Origin of the sequence: Mariniblastus fucicola (genome assembly GCF_008087665.1) — a bacterium.
GTDB classification, from domain to species: domain Bacteria; phylum Planctomycetota; class Planctomycetia; order Pirellulales; family Pirellulaceae; genus Mariniblastus; species Mariniblastus fucicola.
This window is the reverse complement of sequence record NZ_CP042912.1, coordinates 4811416-4828349: the sequence shown is the minus strand read 5'-3', so window position 1 is coordinate 4828349 and position 16934 is coordinate 4811416. Positions and strand designations below refer to the sequence as shown.

Genomic DNA, 16934 nt, shown 5'->3' with positions numbered 1-16934 from the left:
CGCGAACCGAGAACCGAAAGCACTGTTTGCAGAAGTCGCAACTGAGCAAAACGAAATCACATTGTTCGGCGAGATCGATTCAGCATCGGCTTACGGCTTCAAGGTTTGGCCTGGTGTGACAAGTCGCAACCGTTGACGATCAGAATTGATTCTCATGGTGGCGTCGTTGCAACAGCGACAAGCATCCACGACGCGATTGCAGCATGGCCTAGCAAAACGATCGGCATCGTAGAGAGCAACGCGTATAGCGCTGGCTCTTATATCCTCATGGCATGCGACGTACGCCAAGCCACGCCCCATGCTTTACTGATGGTGCACGAGCCAAACATTGACGGAGGCGCGGCCAGTGACAGCGAGCGTGAGGTATTGTCACGCATGCGGCAGACGTTGCTCACAGCTTACGCCCGCAGAGTACGCGGCGGCACGGCCAAGGCTGAGCAACTGTTGTCCACTGATAGTTGGATGACCGCAGACGAAGCCAAGCAGCTAGGGCTAATCGATCGCATCACACGTTAACGAACGGGAAGCCGGGATGGCGGCGGCACAGGGGTGTCGGCCATCGTGACAGTGGCTCCGTCAGCAACAATGACTTGGTGGTTTTTCCATCGCCAATGATCGGGAGTATGTGATTGGATTGCTGCACCGCTTTGGGTCACGAGCCGCTGCATGGCTTCCTCATCCAGTTTGTCACGAGCGATGCAGTAAGCGCCGGTGGCGGCCGAGCATGGCGAGAGCCCTTTCACCACACGCCAGGCGACGAGTTTGGCGACCGCCGAAACGCAGCCATGATTGATGCTCATGACTTGTGCAAGAAACACCCAGAGAGTGACAGCAGTGGTGTAGATCTGTGCTGAGTCAAGTATCGCCTTTGCATCTCCAAAGACACTGTCTATAGTTTTCTCAGAGAGCAACGATGCGAAAAACAGGCTGTCGTTGTTGCGTGCCTCGGCAACGCGATGACGGAGCGTATCGAATTGACGGAACATGGGGCCTCCTTGCTTGGGCGATTGAAACGTCGAAATTCCAATCACTCAATCGCAGGTGAGGCCCCTGTGCGTCAAGATGACATAACTAACCGATGCAACGGAGTTTGCAAGCTTTAAGTGCCATTCGCCAGTGATGGCTAATTCTGTCAGGTTTTCGGGATTCTTCCGGAGCGTTTCACCACTACAGCGGGCCCAGAAAGCCGCAGCAATACTCAAATACAGTCCGTCCCTAGAAACGTTGGGGGTTTGGGGACCATGCGCGGTAGTGTTTTAGCTTGAGCCCCAAGGCTAAGCGCGAAACCGCGGGTCGTCTTTCTTGTCGTCTTTCTTGTCGTCTTTCTTGTCGTCTTTCTTGTCGTCTTTCTTGTCGTCTTTCTTGTCGGATGCGTCCTTCTCTTGGTCTTCTTTTGCTTCAAATAAAACAGGAAGCTGGTTTCGAATAGGCCCAATCATCTTCCGGTCACCTTCTGTCGGCAGGTCCATCGCGTCTTCGAACCTAACGCCAGTCCGTTGATACGTTGTCGCAATCGACCCAAGCACTTTGTCAATTCCGAGCAATGTTTTTGCGTGTAGGTTGCGCATCTCGACCCACACAACTGCTTCCTCAGTTTCAAACACTAGCAATCTCGGTTGCTTAACTCCGATCAAGTCAGCTTTTCGCAGAACAGTTATGCTATTGAAAAGCTTCAAGTCGATTTTGTCGTGCTTCTCGATTACAGCATTGAATTTCGTTTTTGCCAGCACGTGCGCAGTCTGCAATTCTTTAATCTTGGCTTCACGCTCCGCGTCGCTGTAGTCACGAAGCACTTGAACTGTCTTCGTGCCACCAATAACCGTGTTGTATGTCGTGCGCCCGGCAGATTTCACTGGTCGAAATTCTCGGATTGTAATGTCGTCGACCCAACCAGCGGTACTTCCTTCGTAATAGAATGTCATCCCGCCCTCGGTCAGCAGCGCCGTGTCTTCACCGAGAATTTGCATCACCCGCATGCCGTATAGTGTTTCGCTACCACTGGAGCCTGAACGTTCACCGTATACGGCGTTAAAAGCTTGGGAACCGTTCAGACGTTCCATGATTTTTGGATCTTGTCCCGACACTCGTCCTTCACACGCGAATGCAACAGCAATGACCAAAACCGCAAGTCGAATCGTGACATTCGCGACGCAGCTAAATATAGACTTTTCAGGGGCGAAATATACCAATTTATCACCGAGTGTACGTTTGAGAGATGCTTACTGGCTGGGTTATGTTGTCGGTATTTTAATGAGTCAACGTAAAAATTTCACTATTGAATTCTTGGAGTAAAGAGCACGCCCGCCAAAACGTCCCGCGTAAGTGCAAGAATGGAATGCCAAATATTTAATACCAGCGGGGTCCAAGATTGAGGTTCGCAACCTTACTCAAAACGGAAAACTGCAGTGTAAACGCCGCACTGATCCGCCAGGGCACGCGTGGCACTTCAAAACCTACTCTGACGATGACACCGTTGGCCAAGCTTGAAACGGAAGCCAGAGAGGCAAAGAGGGGGACTGGCGAAAACGATAGGCGTAGATGGTTTAAGTCCGACATCCAGCTTTGAAACCCGTTTCACATATTTCTTATCCTCAAGCTTGCTTCGTGAGTGAACGCATGTTCACTTTTCTAGCTGGCCGGAGTTTGATAGCAATGGTAGCTAAAGAAATAAGATTCCGGAAAGAGTCGTGCTTTCCTGAAAACTTGCCCGCAGATAAAGCCGAAGCTTTTCCTGTGTAACATTCGCATTCGGGATGGGGATTCCGAAAAGTGACAATGAGCGAACAGCAGTGGTACTATCAACTTGCAGTGGCAATCGGCGATCCGAAAACCGTTGGGCCAATCGATACAGGCCAGCTTAGAGCTTTGCTCACCGAAGGGACGCTGAAAAGAAAAGATTTGGTGATGAGTCCGCAAGGAACGCGATCTCAATGGGTTTATGTGGCAAAACATCCAAAGCTTTGCCAGTTGATCGATCAGGCCAAAGCAAAGAAGCGAATTGAGAAGCAGGCCGCTAGGGAAAAGGAGGAGAATGCCTACCGAGAGCATGAAGCTATGCTTGAACGTCTCGCTGCCGAACAGAGAATACGTGATTCTTGGCTAAACTCGACTCACGCGATTATTGACTTCGAAAACAATACATGGACGTGCTGTTTTTGCCAGAACGACGTGCGTCCAACGTCGAGAAAGTGTCAGCATTGCCATGAAATTCTTGATAGGGCAGATCGATCTCATTATGCATACGCCAACGCTCCCAACCGTTGGAGTCCGGGTATTGCGGCGTTGTTAAGCCTGCTGATCCCAGGTGCGGGGCAAATGTACAAAGGCCAGGTTTTCAATGGAATCTGTTGGTTTTTTTTCATGCCGGTATGCTATTTGATTTGCATCATGACTGTGTTCTTGACGCCGCTGGCAATGTTGATTCACGTTTGTTGCATCGTTGGTGCATCACAGGGTGACCCTAAGGTTGCTTGATGAGTTTGGTCAGATATCAATTCCAAGTCCAGCGTGACAAATTGAAAAAGCAATTCCGGTACCCTACTGTTTTTGCACTCTTACTGGTTTTCAAATACCGCGTTTTTCCGCTTCCTTTTGCAACAGTTTGCACTGCTCAATTGTCGATGCTATAATCTGTTACGTTCGATAAAAAACGGGTTGAAACGCTGATTCAGAATTGCTTTTCGGTTTGATTCAAAATCAAGTTCCCTTTGGGAGTGGAGGTTCAAGTCCTCTAGCCGGTACTTAGAAAGCTCGTGACGACCTCAAGGTTTTCACGAGCTTTTTTCTTTGTGTTTCCGCAATATTTGCGAAACGATTCCGCAAACGGATGTTGAATCTGCAGGCGAGCTATCCGCAGTTGCCGAGACTTTCAGCTTAGCTTTCCGTCGGCAACGTTGTCATAGAGTTCTCTCAGAACCAACCGCAGATTGCCACGATGCTTCGAAAACAGGCCAACCGCGGTACTGTGGATCTCCGGCGAGTCAATATTCAGTGAGTTAAGAGCCGCAAGCAGCGTTTGGTGGGACGTCCGGCATCGAACAAGCGTCGGAAGTCGATTCGGTCGGTGTGTCGTCGCGATGAATCCGCCAAACGAGCGCGACTGGCTCACCAGTAGCTGTCGTGTAAAAAAAGAGAGCCTTTCGAGACCGTCGACAAGAACAACGGCTCCACACCGTCCTCGGTGGCTCAGGTTTTCAAGTGCAGAACGTTGGTCTTCGTTCCTGCGTGGAAGAAAGACCGTTTCGCATTCCGTTCCCTGGCGATGTAGCCACTGCTGCAGGCTGCAAAGCAGCGTTGTCTTTCCATGACCATGTCTTCCCAGAATCGCGCCGCGATAATTTCGATCCTGAACATACTCGCCAAACTCATCCAGCGTTGAAAAACAGGTTTCCTGAAAGTCAAATGGGATCGAATCCGTCTGCACTACCGCAAACGGATTGTCTTTCGCAGAAACCGGTTGGGCGAGAGTCATTCGGAGGACTCCGCGATGTTGATTTCCTGGCCTGAGTTGGAAATGACCAGGTCGACTCGTGCGGCATCCTGATCCGGGAAAACGATGGCCTCGATTGCCCACTGAAGCGATATCAGTTTCCCGGAAAAACTTTGCGGTCGGCGAGGCGCTTCGAACTGAAATCGCTCGCTTCCGGAAGGGCCATATGATACGACGCGATGCGTGGCCACCAATTCAAAATCTCGATCACCCTTGCCGATAGTAAACCAGATCAATCGAACCTCCAGCGAATCGCCTGTCAGGTCGGACCAGTGGACAACCCCATTAATTTGGTCTCCGGGAGTGAAAACGGATGCTTCATTCTCAATTTTGATCTGGATCATGGTTTCACCCGAAACTCAAAAGTTTCCTCGATGTCAGGCCAATATGGAATCTCACCGCTCACAACGATTCGCCAGGAAATTTTGTTGCGATCTGCTGTGAACGTGTGCATCGTATCGGCCGGAATGGTGACGGAACGGCTTCCGAACTGAATGTCACCCGGATCTGCTGTTTCAATAATCGGGATCGCGCAAAATACGTTTGTGTCGGTGATCGTATCGGTGCCTCTTTGGTACGTAGCCGATTCCTGGCCCTCGACTTTAACCTCCAGCGTTCGGATAGCCGACGTTCGGCCTGAAAGCTGCCACGCAACGTCGACAGAATTCCCGCGACGGACAGCGCCCGTCGTCAACGCGAGCTCTACGCCCGGATTAAACAATGCAGCAAACATGTAAAAAACGGCACCCAACAAAACGAGCCCGACAATCACGAAAGGAATCAGGAACAGGATCGGGAAAATCGAGAGCCCCTGGAACCCGTCATTGAGGATGGCAAAAACAAATACACTGATTATGCCATTCCAGAACAACGCCAGAAACAAGGTAAGCAAGAACTTTGACAGTCGTGTTTGCGTCGGTTCAAGCTGTTGTGGCTGGTCCCACATTTGGTCTTCGGCGTCGCCAGGGTGAAGCTGTGACGACGCGGACGACGGATCGCTCGAGCCCGCGGTGAGGGCCAAGGAATGAACCGCGTTGCTGGAAGGACGTTTGGCGGAACCGGAGACCGAATTCGAATTGCCCTTCATGTAGAACAGGGCGGACAACACGAACGCCAATCCGACGCCCGAAAAGAACAGGGGAAACAGCAGCCCAAACCATGAAAAATCGTAGTCCCGCGCGATCACGGAGCTTTCTGGATCATTCGGATCGACGAAACAGGATGTTTGCATTCCAACCGGGTTCGCGTCAACAATTTCTTGACAACGAGATTTGGCTCGATTCAATGACGTGAAATCGTAGGTCTCAGAGCTAAATTCTTGACCATCAAAGACATAGCTGAATTCAACTCGAGGCCGATAGGTTGTGCTGTCGTCGCCGCGATCAACGTCGACCTTGCTGACGTTGATCGTGCAAGGAGTTTCAACCCAATCGCTTGAGCTTGCTGCTTTGACAATCGGGCTGATTGCGATGAACCAGGCCAGAACCAGCCCGAGAATAACGAAAACGGAACCGAACAGTACAAGGCACCCTCTGCCGTTGGCTTTCGAGTCCTGAGTTGAAACTGGTTTAACACTCATTGTCTTTCCAAAATCAGAATCGCAGTTCTGATTCTAGTGCAGACAGAGTTCGCGATGCAATCGCAGCCTCAATCGAATTCAAGCAGGCTGTCACGCCTCTCGCATTGGCACATCAAACGCGCATCAGCAGCATGCGTCTTTTCAGCGGCCTCTACGTGCACTGGTCCCTCGCCGGTAGGCAGCGCTTCCTCCGGCAGTTCGTGCCGCCGTTGTCTGTGTGTCCTGCAATGAGTCACCTCGGTTTTGTCGTCGCGAAGCCTGGTTCTGTTCGCTTCTTCGCTGCAGCATCGATTGTTGCAAGGCGGCCATTCCAGTCGAAAGCTCTTGCAGGTTTAGCGCTCCATCTCCGTCGGTGTCGAAGTTGGCGATCATCCGTTGGGCCACTTCTTCCGGCCCCAGACCTTCGGAGGCAGTCGTCCCCGTGGTCTCACCGCTTTGCGTTGCAAATCCACCACGAGAATTCGCTGTCGAGTTGCCCCGTTGGCCGCGAGAGCCACGCTCGCACTGTCCATTTTCCTGCGCCTGCGACTGACTGATAAAACAGCCTAAACCGCAAAGAATCAGTACTGCCGCAATTCGAAATGTTTTCATGTTCTGTTCCCTTTGAATGTTTCGCCCGCAAAGCAATACGCGAAAGGAACCGTCATGGAACTAAAAAAGTTTTCGCTTTCTCAATTGCTGCTGTGTCACTTTTTTCGGACCAGCGCCACGCAGTCATCACCAGGCTCGAAACCTGAATCCGGTGGCAGTCCCAATTCGAAGGAGCTCGACGCTTCCTGGATTGCAATCGTACCAGGCGTCAGGTTGCCTCCCTTTCGAGGATTGAACCAGGCAACGCTCCACTGCCCCGTTTCTTTTCCCAGGTCCAGCGATCTGTTTTCGCCGGCAACTGGCAAGTAGACCACGTAGACCTCGCCAGGCTTTGACAGACAGTAGCCATCCTTCGACGACAGCAAATCATCCGATGGTTTCATTTCCCACCACCGAAGATGGGTTTCGAAAAACGTTCTGGCGATCCTGGTCAGTTCCCAGATCCGTTTGCGCTGGCGCCAATCTTCGCTGGTCAGATCATTGTGCGGATGCTTGGCGCCGAAATACCATTCGACTCCCGCGGCTCCACCCATCAGACTTCCCCACAGCACATTGCGGCGCAGACCGTCGTGCTCTCCGCCTTCAGAATCCGGAACCGCGCCGTGCATCCACGGTCCTGTTTCATCCATCGTGATCATCCAGCGATGTCCGACTTTTGTCGAACGAGCAATCCACTTCTGCAACTCACTGTGCACCGATTCAGGTTGGTCGACTTGAAATGAAAGCCCGTCAATCGATTTCGCGCTTAGCAACGGAGTCAACAGTTCGTCTTTGCTGTGCGAGTCCGCATGAGTATGCATCAGAATTGGATGCTTGTACGGATCGGAAGCCTTGATGTAGTCTGCCATCGCGATTCGCTGCTCAGGAGTTTGCCCAACGGGCGTCCATTCGGCGGGACCATTCTCTTCACCAAGGTTCCAAACCAGCGCCGGGTGATGAGCGAATCTCGCAATCAGTTCGCGATAGTACAGCTTTCGCAAACGCCCCGTATCGCCGTTGTCGAGCATCGTTTCATTCTCGGTTTCCTGCGTCTGCACATGCAACATGATGCCTCTGCTCTGCATATGTTCAAAGACGATCTCCCACTGGTCCAACTTGCTGCAATCAAAGCGTTCAAAGTCGTCGGGCTTCAGATAAGGCCAAACGTCTTTGCCGTCGCCATTGATGTTGAGCGTCAGAAAGTAAGCCGAGTTGACGCCTTCGGAGGCGAGGTAGTTAAATGCGCCGATGATCGCCTTGCCTTTGGCTCCGGACTGTCCCCAAGTCGGATCTCCCTGTTTCCAGTCCACCAAATGAGACTCGTATCGATGGATCTTCTCATCGGTGCTCGCTTCTCCGTCCCGATCACTGGCTTGCATTCGAAACGTCCCGTCGAAATCAACAAAGGCCAGCAGATTTTCCGGACTGTCGGTTCCACCTTTGAGCCAACGCTTGTCGCTGCCCTCGAAAACGAAGTAGCCATCCTTCGCGACGATGCGGCCAGGCTGGTTTCGAAAATCAACGTCGTCGGAAGTTGTGTTTGTCACAGTGAACCGGCCCGCAGCATTATCCAGTTCAATTTCTGTGCCTGAATTCGGTTCGTCATCGATCGCCACGTCGGTTCCGTGTCGAAGTGTTGCCTGATACGTCCAGTCACCTGAACGGTCGGGCGTGAATCGGGCTTGCCAGACATTCCCCGTAGTCGCGGAAGTGTTTGCTGCATCGCCATCAGCAGCATAGAAACCACGAACTTCGAATGTGCGGTCAGAGGCCGCGTGCTTGAAGATGACATTCAATCGAAAATTCGTGAAGGGATTATCGTCGTCATCCTCCGCGGTCTGCGGGCCGATGAAGGAAAGTGTTTTGGTGTGCAGCTTTTTCGTTGGCGAACCATTATTGTGTCCCGCTGGAAGTTTAAGTCGCTCCAGAGAAGTAAGCTCTGGCTTGCCCCCGCGGTTGCCGCATCCCGACGCCGTGTAAAGATAGTTGTCGATGATCGCGAATGCCGAACCGTGCCGACCACGATTGAGATTCGGAAGTCGAGACCAGGTCTTTGTCTCTGGCGAGTAAACTTCGACTTCGTCATGAGCTTTGACGTGTGCCACGCTCTCACCGCCACCGACTACGAGATCGCCATCGATTGCGATCGCCATGTTTCCAGCTCGTTGCGTCGGGATTTCCGGGCTGTCGTTGGAAAGCCATTCTTGCTTCTTAAGGTCATACACATCGCAGTGAGCAACCGTCAGGTCGAAACCTTGGCCGGTCTTTTGCGAAGTCGTGCGACCTGCAGCGGCGTAAAGTTTGTCGCCGATAACGACAGCAGAAAAGTGATCACGTGCATGCGGCGCGTCCGCTTTCGGGGTCCACGCTCCGGTCACAGGATCGTACACATCAAGCCACGGTCTTGAGCCGTCCCAGTGCCCATTGGTGATTCCGCCAACGATGTAAATCTTGTCCTTGTAGACGACTGCTCCGGCACCTCCACGTCGCCTCGATTCCGGAATGCTGTGCACGAACTTGAACTGGTCCAACTCCGGATAATAGACGACGACTTTCTCCAGCGGCGTTTCTCGCGGCCAGCCTCCAGTCATGGCACCGATCAGATAGATCGCATCGCCATGGACTACGGCCTGGAAGTGATGTAACTCAATAGGAGTCTTCGATTTTTCAGTCCACGTATTGGTTGCCGGATCATAGACGTCGACCGGATTGATACGACGACCACCAATCAGAAAAAGTTTGCCTTTATATGAAACCATGGCGGCTTCATGTCGCGCGGTTGGTTGACCAACGGTTTCAAGAATTTGCCAACTTGAAATTTCTTGTGCGTAAGTTTGCGTTGCTGTCAGCAGGACGGTAACTGCGACGTAGGTTATGAACGTCTGTAAGTGTTGCATGGCTATTCTGGCAGGTGAGAAAGTTGAAATGTTGTCAGCTCGGATGTGAAACTTTGAGGTGTTAGTTGGGGTTAAAGATCGCAACAAGTGAGCGGCTTGCTCGTTCCGGTCGTCGCTGCTGATTCGTCCAACGGCTGTTCTGCCAATAGCGAATCGACTGCAAACCCAAGTGTAACGCGGACCGCATAATTTTCGTGAGGTAGTGATTTATGAAACGAATTATCTGCATTGTTGCCTTGATGCTGGTTTCAGCAGCCTCCATTCTGTCGGTCGGCTGTTCTCAGAAATCCGAGCCTCAAGTCGCGAAGAAAAAAATGCATCGGACTGTTTTACGTCGCCCACCAGAATTCTCCCAGTCCACTGTTGTTGTGGAAAAGTCAATTCACCGAAATGGTAAAACTGGCAGTGCCAAAAGTGTTCCTGCGAAGAAAGTTTTGGACGAGGCGATTGAGGTGGCGAAGTCAGCCGACAAGAAACTGTTTATTCAGTTTGATGCTTCGTGGTGCACCTGGTGCGAAAAACTTGAGAGTTTTCTTGAACAGAATCGCCCGTTGTTTGAAAACGATTTTCATTTTGTAAAAATTGACACCGAGAGAATGGCCGGGGGAGCGAAACTTTTTGAAGAGTTTCTGAACGGTCGAGAATGTGGATTGCCTTGTATCGTGATCCTCGACGGCGACGGTAATGAGATTGCCTCTTCCCATGGTCGCGACGGAAAGAATATTGGCTGTCCATTTGAGTCGCACGAGATTTCTCACTTTGTGGAGATGATAAAAAATTCTTCTGATATGTCTCAGTCGCAGCTCAGGGAAGTCGGAGTTGCCATGGAAGAGTACGTGAAAACACTGCAAGACTGGACGCTGTTAAAGCCACCTGCGAACGAGTCCAAAATTCAGGCCAGTGGGCCGCGAACATGGCCCAAGAACTCGCCACTTTTTCCTCGAATGGGCTTGGAATCGCAAAAAAACTGAATGCTCCCAAAAACGGGATGTGAGAGTGAAATGGTCAATCGCGCCGCGCGTTCAGTGTCAGGGCTGCGGCCTCGGAGCGTGGCATGAAGCAAGTAGCGCTTTACGGGATTACTTACAATATTCTCGCCTGGTCAGCGAAGAGAGGAAGCCAGAACGATTCTGCCGAATCACTTTTTGGGTGAACCAAATTCCTTTCCACAGGCCGCAAGCATGCTTTTCGTCATTCCGACCGCAACGGATGCTCCAAGTTATCATTTTCCGTTTGCAACCATCGGAATGATCGCGCTCAACACGATCGTCCTTGTGCTTCAGCTCGCGTTTCCCGAAGCGGCTGAGTTCTTCATCTTGCGGCATGCAATCCTCAATCCAATCACATGGTTTTCATCATGCTGCATGCACGCCGACTTTTGCCATCTGCTGGGCAACATGGTTGGCCTTGCGATTTGCGGATGGATTATCGAGGGCAAAGTCGGATGGTGGAAATTCATATTGATCTACTTTGCAATCGGGGTCTCCGCCAACGCCTTCGAACACGCCATGATGTTCTGGGTTTCAAACGGCGGATCATTGGGAGCCAGTGGAGTCATCTTCGGGATGCTGGCGATCATCATGATCTGGGCCCCGGAGAACGAAATCACATTCAGTTACGGAGGTTTGCTGCTCTTCTATCCGGTGGCCGGATCCTTCTCCGTGACAGTGATGGGGTTTTGCTTCTACATGATCGGAGTTGAATTTCTGATTGCGTGGTTCTCGTTCTTCGAAATGTCATCGGCGTTGCTGCACCTGATGGGCGTTGTGCCGGGAGCCCTTATCGGATATTTCATGGTGAAGCAGCGTCTGGTGGATTGCGAAGGATATGACCTGATGTCCGTCCAGTCCGGAAATAGTGGCAAGCGGGTGCTGACCATTGCGCAGGAGCGTGAAGTAATTCAGGCGCGAAAGCGTGCTCGCGCCGAAGCACGATCCCAGGAGCAGCATGGTCTGGAGCGAGCCGCTGCTTACGTCGCCGAAGGGCACCATGAATTCGCGTGGAAACGATTTGAGATGTTGCGACGAAAGAATGCTTCGCTGGTGATGTCAGAAGCCCAGCTGGTCGCCATCATCAACGGGTTGAACTCGGACGCATCGACACGGCCAAAAGCGATCGATGTAATGCGGTTTTACCTGAAACACTATTCGAATTTCCGCGTTCCGATCACGATAAATTTGGCCCGACATACTTTGTCCAGTCTCGACCGACCACGCGAGTGTATCCGGATAATGCGAACGATCGATGGTGAACAAATCGCGGGTAAGCATTTGAAAGCAGCCGAAGCGGTGCTCAAAAAAGCACGTGAGAAAATTGCTCAGGGAGCCATCGACTTTGTTTAGGAATCGACAGGTCGAGCGACCGAAAGAAGGCTGTTTCAATCAGCGTGTTTCGCGGACGACGTTTAGTTGAACACAATCGTTTTGTTGTCGTAGGTGATGGTTTTGTGCCAAAGTGCTTTTTCCAACGCCGTCGCAAAGACACGTTTCTCCACGTCGCGTCCAATTTTCTTCATGTGATCTACCGAATCGCCGGGTTCGACGCGAATCACATCCTGTTCAATGATCGGGCCCTGATCAAGTTCAGGGATCACGTAGTGCGAGGTCGCTCCGATCAGTTTGACGCCCCGCTCGTAAGCCAACTCGTAGGGCTTTGCTCCGATGAAGCTGGGCAAGAATGAATGGTGAATGTTGACGATCGGACAGCCAGCGTTTTCAATAAACTCGGCAGACAGAATTTTCATGTAGCGGGCCAATCCGATCAGATCAGGCTTGTGCTGCTGGATCAGTTCCATCTGAGCCGGTTCGTGGCGCTTTGGATCTTTCCAGGTCTTCACGAAGTGAAATGGAATATCGTGCCGCTGCGCGTAGCGTTGAATTTCAGCCGAATTGGAAATCAGAAAACAGATTTCCGTGTTGGGGTATTCGCCCGCCTCGCAGCGATTGATGGCTTCGATCAGCGTGTGCGGTTCTTTCGAAGAAAACAGACCAAGCTTTTGCGGTTTGTCGAAAAAGTGAACGCGGAAACTTGCTGACTCAAAGCTGTCTGCGACACCTGAAAATGCTGCTTCGAAATCGCTCGCGTCGTCCCATGGATGGTCGCCTTTCCATTCAAGCCTTGCGAAAAAATACTGGTTGTCCGTGTACTCTTCGAAACGGGAAATGGAGACGTTGCTGTCTCGAAAGAAGGTTACCAGTTCGGCGATGATTCCGACCCGATCGTTGCATTGAAAAAGTAGGCAGGCTGAGCGTAACATGGTCGATTTCTGTCAGAGTTATGGGTGCAGTTTTTTAACACGATATCGCCAACGACAGGAGGCCATCGAGCTGATCGGGGCGATGAAGTTGCAAACACAGCCCAGTAAATATCGGCTAAACTGATCTTATGTCATCAGAACTTCATCCCATCGAAGCTTCGGCACTCCACGCCCGTCGCGAACGCGTTTTCCTGGTGCTGGCGGGGATTTTTCTTGGTTCGCTGGCGTTGCTGAACGTGCTTGGCATCAGCCGATTTATCGTGCTGGCCAGCCTTTCGTGGCCTGACGGCGGAGGCGGGCCAGAGTTGACGTGGGGACGTTGGGGGCAGATCAGTTTCGCCCTCGCGGTGGGTGTACTGCCCTACCCGATTACGTTTCTTTGTACGGATTTGATCAGCGAGTTCTACGGACGAAAGCGAGCCAACTGGTTGGTGATCGTCGGGTTGCTGTTGAACATTTGGGTCGTGTTTGTCCTGTGGCTTGGGGCCGCGCTACCACAGCAACCAGAGTTCGACGAAAACGGCGTGCCCAAAGTCGAGGTCGTCGCCGTGGAAACCGAATCCGGTGTTCAGTACGAAGCCAAAATTCCCGACGACTATGCTTTCTATCGAATTAAGCAAATGGCTTACGGCGCGGTCGTTGCTTCGATGATCGCGTATTTGATGGCGCAGTTTTGCGACGTTTGGCTGTTCCACTTTTGGAAGCGACTGACCAATGGGAAACACCTGTGGTTGAGAAACAACGGCTCGACGATTATCAGCCAACTGGTTGATACCGTCGCCGTAATTTTGATCTCCCAGTTTTATGCTCGTTCGCTTCCGCCTCCCGCCGAAGGCTCAACGTTAGCCCAGCATTTGTTCATGCTGATCGCGACCGGTTATCTGTTTAAGATCGCCGCAGCTTTGATGGATACAATTCCGTTCTACGTGGCTGTTCACTGGCTCAAGGGGTACTTGGAGTTTGATCCGCTGGCTGAAGAGGGCCTGGCGAAAAAGTAAGAACTTGATCGGGAACACTCAGAGCAATTCGACTGGATCGATAGGCTTCGTGGCTTCTTCGAAAAGTGCACGAAAAAAGCTCGCACGAAAACGTCAACCTGACGAATTGATGCGAGCAGTTTTGTCGCTGCTTTATTGTGAAACTCGTTTCACAAAGCTGGCTATTTGCGTCGACGCTGTACCAGACCGGCTGTTGCCAGAACGATCAGCAAGACGCCCGACGTTGGCTCAGGAACGGCAACCGCGGTGATTTCGAAGTTGTCGATCTCAAGTTCGCTGTTACCGAATTCTGCAAAATCTGAAACGATGATTTCGATTTGAGATTGGTTGTTGAGCATCGAGTTGAGACTAATGAAGCCAGAGTCAGCAAACTGATTCTCGGGGTCAGCCGTTGGGTAGTCCATGTACGACAGCGGGATGTTGTTCTGGGCAGTGTCGCGGAACCAGGTGCCGTTGCCACCAACACGATAGAAAACATCGAATGACTCAGCCAAATCTCCAGGCGTTGATTCAATATCAAAGCGGAACTGAAAGTCCTGGTATCCCGAACCGTCAATCGTCAAATACATCAACGCGTCGTTTCCGAAATCATCTGCCAACGCTCCGGCACCATCGTTCTTGTCGACCATGAAGCTTGAGTTGCCGCCGATGTCGAAATCATCGCCGCCGCCCTTGAGGTCATCCCATTTCGCTGTGCGTGTCGGATCGTAGGTGATGCCGCTGGCTGCCGAAGTGTAAGAAACGAATCCGCCGCCGCCGTTGTGGTCGAAGTTTGCAGCATCGCCCAGAAAAATTTGGAGGTTCGCGTCACCGGCGACAGTATTGTCAACGTCTCCCGCGAAATCCATTTTCGTAGGAGCCGTGGCAGAGAAGTCGTAGTCGTTCGTCCAGCCCCAAAACGCGACAACATCGTCAGCGTTGGCAGTAGAAAGACTGATAAGTGCGATCGTCAAAGATGCAGCAAAGCAAGTAAGCGGTCTCAGCATGGTCAATTACTCGAAGCAAAAGGGTGTGAATCTTGGTGAATGGCCAGATAAGGCACCCAGTTTAACTGTCGTCGACGACGATTTCGCGACCATTTCGCAGTCTTAACCAAATCATCACCAACAGCACATGTTGCTCGTGGTTTCTTAATGGAATGTTCACATGGCTTGCCAAGAGAAGCCAAGAGAAAACTGCTTGGAATCGAGTCAACGTGGATGCGATTCAGGGGTCTTCCTGAAGAAAGCACTCAAAATGTTGGGGCCGGTTTCGCCGTCGCGAAGTCGAATGCCGTCCTCAAACGTGTTGACGTTCAGACATTCAAACCCGAAATGCTCCATCGTTGCGATGAGTGATTCGTCGTCAAAGTGATGAAGGTGCTCGTTGGGCAGCAGCATTCTCCAAGCACGAAACCAGTCGTCGCCAAGCTCATTCCAGCGGCAGTAAGGAACCGCGATTGCGACATGATTTGTCTGGAGCTGACCCAGAAAGCTTAAGTCAGGAATGTGTTCCAGGACGTCAAACATGGCGACAAGATCCCAGAACGAATGGAGTGACTCGTCCCACGAAACAAAGTTTACACCGTCCGGTAAAGGAAACTCGGCGATGTCGAATCCTGCACAGCGACCAACGCCCGTGATTTGGGCGGCCTCGACGAAAGTCCCCGTTCCGTAACCGATCTCAAGCACCGAATCGGGGATGCGACCCGTCAGCCCAAGAATCCAACCCATTCGTTGGTAGCCAAGTTTGATCGTCCGGTCGCTTTTCTTCTCGTAATAAGAAATGTACTCTTCGTCGTAAGCAATCGGCTCAAAGTCGATTTGGTGGATCACGCCGAACTCATCAACGCGGTAGTTTTCGATCACGCTATTGCTCACCACCGCTATCGAGCAGTGGGACGAGTTTTAACATGTCCTTTAACGGCAGGTTCTTCATGTAGCTTCTCTTGCGACGTTTGAAGTAGAACATCGTTGCACCAGGCCCGTCGGAAACATGGAAGCACTCCCAGCGAAGTTTGCCGGCTTCGTTCATTTTCTCTTGAAGGATCCCAGGGTTCTCGACCAGCTGCGCACTTTCCACTGTGACTACCTGATACTCCCAGGCATTAATGTTGCTCCAGTCTTCCGCTACCCAGTCCTTGACATTGGTTGTTGTCGTCATGCCGCTTTCGCTAAGCGACTTGTACATCTCGTTCGCCCACTTCATGGTGTCGTCAGCTGTTTGACCGGTCGCATCGCCGGCGCTACCGATCATTTTCTTCATATCATCCAGCGATGGAGCTTTGGATTTGGCTTGCTCAACGAGGTCCGAAAATTTGTCACCGATGCCCTCGGATTTTTCCGGCTGCGGGTCAGCGATTGGTTCCTGTTGAGCCTGCGCGACTGCGGCGACTCCGTTTCCTGGAGCCACAGGTTCATTCGCACATCCGGCGACGAGACATGCAATGGCGATAACGGCAAGTTTCAGTGTTCGTTTCATGGTTCTTCTCCAACAGTCAGAGTTCGCTGAAGTATACCCGATCAAAAATACGTCTGTTTCAGCGCTGGTCCAGGCTTCTCTGTTTTGGCACGCCCGCCGTTCAGTCATGGAGACGTTAGAACCGGGTCCGCACCTTGATTGAGCAGCACTATTTTAGTTTGCCCTTTTGTTTGCAAGAGATCGCGTAAGGCACCAGAGCGATCGAAATTAGAACAACAATCGCCGGAAGCACCATCGCTCCGGCACCCATGACTTCTGCCGTGTTGGATATAAAGAACATGTATCCGTACTGCCCCAGAACTCCGATCAGGGAGAGTATCAAGGCAGGAATGGCCAGCTTGTTGCGCAATAACAGGAGCACGCATCCCAGGACGCCAAAACATACCGCGAAGGCGAAACAGACGATTACCCAACTGGGCATGTTTCTGTAGATCTCCTGTTGAGCTTCTGGAAGCTTGGCAATCGTCTCGTCGGTCATCGCCATTTGAACTGCAAAGGCCATCAATCCCATCAGATTCCACAGCAACGCGATCGCACCAATGACCCAGAACCATAGTGATACGGGCGTAGTGTGATTTGAAGTTTGATTGCTTTCTGACATTACAGTTCCATATTCCAGTTGGCTGAGACGGGCGGTCGAAGTGGAAGTTTCGAGAGTTGCCAATATAGCCAAAAGCAGACTCCG

At 51.7% G+C, this 16934-nt stretch carries 17 protein-coding genes; 5 read left to right on the top strand and 12 right to left on the bottom strand.

Going from position 1 to position 16934, the window contains the following annotated elements:
- Positions 1–105 precede the first annotated feature (105 nt).
- Positions 106–516 (top strand): ATP-dependent Clp protease proteolytic subunit, encoded by a 411-nt coding sequence (locus MFFC18_RS17885; RefSeq protein ID WP_075082993.1) that lies wholly within the window; start codon positions 106–108, stop codon positions 514–516.
- Here the strand turns inward: MFFC18_RS17885 and MFFC18_RS17880 are convergent.
- Both MFFC18_RS17880 and MFFC18_RS25305 read right to left on the bottom strand, forming a co-directional pair.
- Positions 513–986 carry a hypothetical protein gene (locus MFFC18_RS17880; protein WP_075082994.1) on the bottom strand — a complete coding sequence of 158 codons (474 nt, stop codon included), beginning with the start codon at positions 984–986 and terminating at the stop codon, positions 513–515. The two genes, MFFC18_RS17885 and MFFC18_RS17880, sit on opposite strands and share 4 nt — an antisense overlap.
- 288 nt (positions 987–1274) lie before the next feature.
- A complete protein-coding gene (locus MFFC18_RS25305) occupies positions 1275–2060 on the bottom strand; it encodes a hypothetical protein (protein WP_148618963.1) in 786 nt (261 codons plus the stop codon).
- Between the two features lie 715 nt (positions 2061–2775).
- Between MFFC18_RS25305 and MFFC18_RS17870 the strand changes: the two genes are divergently transcribed.
- Positions 2776–3474 (top strand): DUF4339 domain-containing protein, encoded by a 699-nt coding sequence (locus MFFC18_RS17870; RefSeq protein WP_084416887.1) that lies wholly within the window; start codon positions 2776–2778, stop codon positions 3472–3474.
- 394 nt (positions 3475–3868) lie between these two features.
- Here the strand turns inward: MFFC18_RS17870 and MFFC18_RS17865 are convergent, their stop codons facing one another.
- From MFFC18_RS17865 to MFFC18_RS25055, 5 genes are all read right to left on the bottom strand, one after another.
- Positions 3869–4471, bottom strand: a complete 603-nt coding sequence (locus tag MFFC18_RS17865; RefSeq protein WP_075082997.1) for a hypothetical protein — start codon at positions 4469–4471, stop codon at positions 3869–3871.
- Positions 4468–4833 carry a hypothetical protein gene (locus tag MFFC18_RS17860; protein ID WP_075082998.1) on the bottom strand — a complete coding sequence of 122 codons (366 nt, stop codon included), beginning with the start codon at positions 4831–4833 and terminating at the stop codon, positions 4468–4470. Before MFFC18_RS17860 ends, MFFC18_RS17865 begins: the two co-directional genes overlap by 4 nt.
- A complete protein-coding gene (locus tag MFFC18_RS17855) occupies positions 4830–6068 on the bottom strand; it encodes a DUF3592 domain-containing protein (protein WP_075082999.1) in 1239 nt (412 codons plus the stop codon). Before MFFC18_RS17855 ends, MFFC18_RS17860 begins: the two co-directional genes overlap by 4 nt.
- Positions 6069–6209: 141 nt before the next feature.
- On the bottom strand, positions 6210–6659 hold the full coding sequence (locus MFFC18_RS17850) for an EF-hand domain-containing protein (RefSeq protein WP_075083000.1): 450 nt from the start codon (positions 6657–6659) through the stop codon (positions 6210–6212).
- 95 nt (positions 6660–6754) lie between these two features.
- On the bottom strand, positions 6755–9535 hold the full coding sequence (locus tag MFFC18_RS25055) for a Kelch repeat-containing protein (RefSeq protein WP_075083001.1): 2781 nt from the start codon (positions 9533–9535) through the stop codon (positions 6755–6757).
- Between the two features lie 209 nt (positions 9536–9744).
- Here MFFC18_RS25055 and MFFC18_RS17840 point away from each other — a divergent pair, with 209 nt between their 5' ends.
- Entirely contained in the window at positions 9745–10506 is a 762-nt protein-coding gene (locus tag MFFC18_RS17840) for a thioredoxin family protein (RefSeq protein ID WP_075083002.1), read from the top strand.
- Positions 10507–10716: 210 nt separating this feature from the next.
- Positions 10717–11877: a rhomboid family intramembrane serine protease gene (locus MFFC18_RS17835; RefSeq protein ID WP_075083003.1), complete on the top strand. Its 1161-nt coding sequence runs from the start codon at positions 10717–10719 to the stop codon at positions 11875–11877.
- Positions 11878–11939: 62 nt separating this feature from the next.
- On the opposite strand, the gene MFFC18_RS17830 is transcribed toward MFFC18_RS17835, so the two are convergent.
- Positions 11940–12791: a formyltetrahydrofolate deformylase gene (locus MFFC18_RS17830; protein ID WP_075083004.1), complete on the bottom strand. Its 852-nt coding sequence runs from the start codon at positions 12789–12791 to the stop codon at positions 11940–11942.
- A gap of 128 nt (positions 12792–12919) precedes the next feature.
- Between MFFC18_RS17830 and MFFC18_RS17825 the strand changes: the two genes are divergently transcribed.
- Entirely contained in the window at positions 12920–13789 is an 870-nt protein-coding gene (locus tag MFFC18_RS17825; protein ID WP_075083005.1) for a queuosine precursor transporter, read from the top strand.
- 161 nt (positions 13790–13950) lie between these two features.
- Here MFFC18_RS17825 and MFFC18_RS17820 read toward each other — a convergent pair whose 3' ends face one another.
- The 4 genes from MFFC18_RS17820 to MFFC18_RS17805 form a co-directional block, all read right to left on the bottom strand.
- Positions 13951–14775: a PEP-CTERM sorting domain-containing protein gene (locus MFFC18_RS17820; RefSeq protein WP_075083006.1), complete on the bottom strand. Its 825-nt coding sequence runs from the start codon at positions 14773–14775 to the stop codon at positions 13951–13953.
- Positions 14776–14979: 204 nt separating this feature from the next.
- Positions 14980–15636 (bottom strand): class I SAM-dependent methyltransferase, encoded by a 657-nt coding sequence (locus tag MFFC18_RS17815; RefSeq protein WP_075083007.1) that lies wholly within the window; start codon positions 15634–15636, stop codon positions 14980–14982.
- Position 15637: 1 nt separating this feature from the next.
- A complete protein-coding gene (locus MFFC18_RS17810) occupies positions 15638–16249 on the bottom strand; it encodes a hypothetical protein (RefSeq protein WP_075083008.1) in 612 nt (203 codons plus the stop codon).
- Positions 16250–16397: 148 nt separating this feature from the next.
- On the bottom strand, positions 16398–16850 hold the full coding sequence (locus tag MFFC18_RS17805) for a hypothetical protein (protein WP_075083101.1): 453 nt from the start codon (positions 16848–16850) through the stop codon (positions 16398–16400).
- Positions 16851–16934 lie beyond the last annotated feature (84 nt).

What these genes read in the sequence shown, in the direction of transcription:
- MFFC18_RS17855 (WP_075082999.1), bottom strand. Translation starts at nt 6,068, where the DNA reads ATGAGTGTTAAACCAGTTTCAACTCAGGACTCGAAAGCCAACGGCAGA.
- MFFC18_RS17850 (WP_075083000.1), bottom strand. Translation starts at nt 6,659, where the DNA reads ATGAAAACATTTCGAATTGCGGCAGTACTGATTCTTTGCGGTTTAGGC.
- MFFC18_RS25055 (WP_075083001.1), bottom strand. Translation starts at nt 9,535, where the DNA reads ATGCAACACTTACAGACGTTCATAACCTACGTCGCAGTTACCGTCCTG.
- MFFC18_RS17830 (WP_075083004.1), bottom strand. Translation starts at nt 12,791, where the DNA reads ATGTTACGCTCAGCCTGCCTACTTTTTCAATGCAACGATCGGGTCGGA.
- MFFC18_RS17810 (WP_075083008.1), bottom strand. Translation starts at nt 16,249, where the DNA reads ATGAAACGAACACTGAAACTTGCCGTTATCGCCATTGCATGTCTCGTC.
- MFFC18_RS17860 (WP_075082998.1), bottom strand. Translation starts at nt 4,833, where the DNA reads ATGATCCAGATCAAAATTGAGAATGAAGCATCCGTTTTCACTCCCGGA.
- MFFC18_RS25305 (WP_148618963.1), bottom strand. Translation starts at nt 2,060, where the DNA reads ATGGAACGTCTGAACGGTTCCCAAGCTTTTAACGCCGTATACGGTGAA.
- MFFC18_RS17840 (WP_075083002.1), top strand. Translation starts at nt 9,745, where the DNA reads ATGAAACGAATTATCTGCATTGTTGCCTTGATGCTGGTTTCAGCAGCC.
- MFFC18_RS17870 (WP_084416887.1), top strand. Translation starts at nt 2,776, where the DNA reads ATGAGCGAACAGCAGTGGTACTATCAACTTGCAGTGGCAATCGGCGAT.
- MFFC18_RS17805 (WP_075083101.1), bottom strand. Translation starts at nt 16,850, where the DNA reads ATGTCAGAAAGCAATCAAACTTCAAATCACACTACGCCCGTATCACTA.
- MFFC18_RS17820 (WP_075083006.1), bottom strand. Translation starts at nt 14,775, where the DNA reads ATGCTGAGACCGCTTACTTGCTTTGCTGCATCTTTGACGATCGCACTT.
- MFFC18_RS17865 (WP_075082997.1), bottom strand. Translation starts at nt 4,471, where the DNA reads ATGACTCTCGCCCAACCGGTTTCTGCGAAAGACAATCCGTTTGCGGTA.
- MFFC18_RS17835 (WP_075083003.1), top strand. Translation starts at nt 10,717, where the DNA reads ATGCTTTTCGTCATTCCGACCGCAACGGATGCTCCAAGTTATCATTTT.
- MFFC18_RS17825 (WP_075083005.1), top strand. Translation starts at nt 12,920, where the DNA reads ATGTCATCAGAACTTCATCCCATCGAAGCTTCGGCACTCCACGCCCGT.
- MFFC18_RS17880 (WP_075082994.1), bottom strand. Translation starts at nt 986, where the DNA reads ATGTTCCGTCAATTCGATACGCTCCGTCATCGCGTTGCCGAGGCACGC.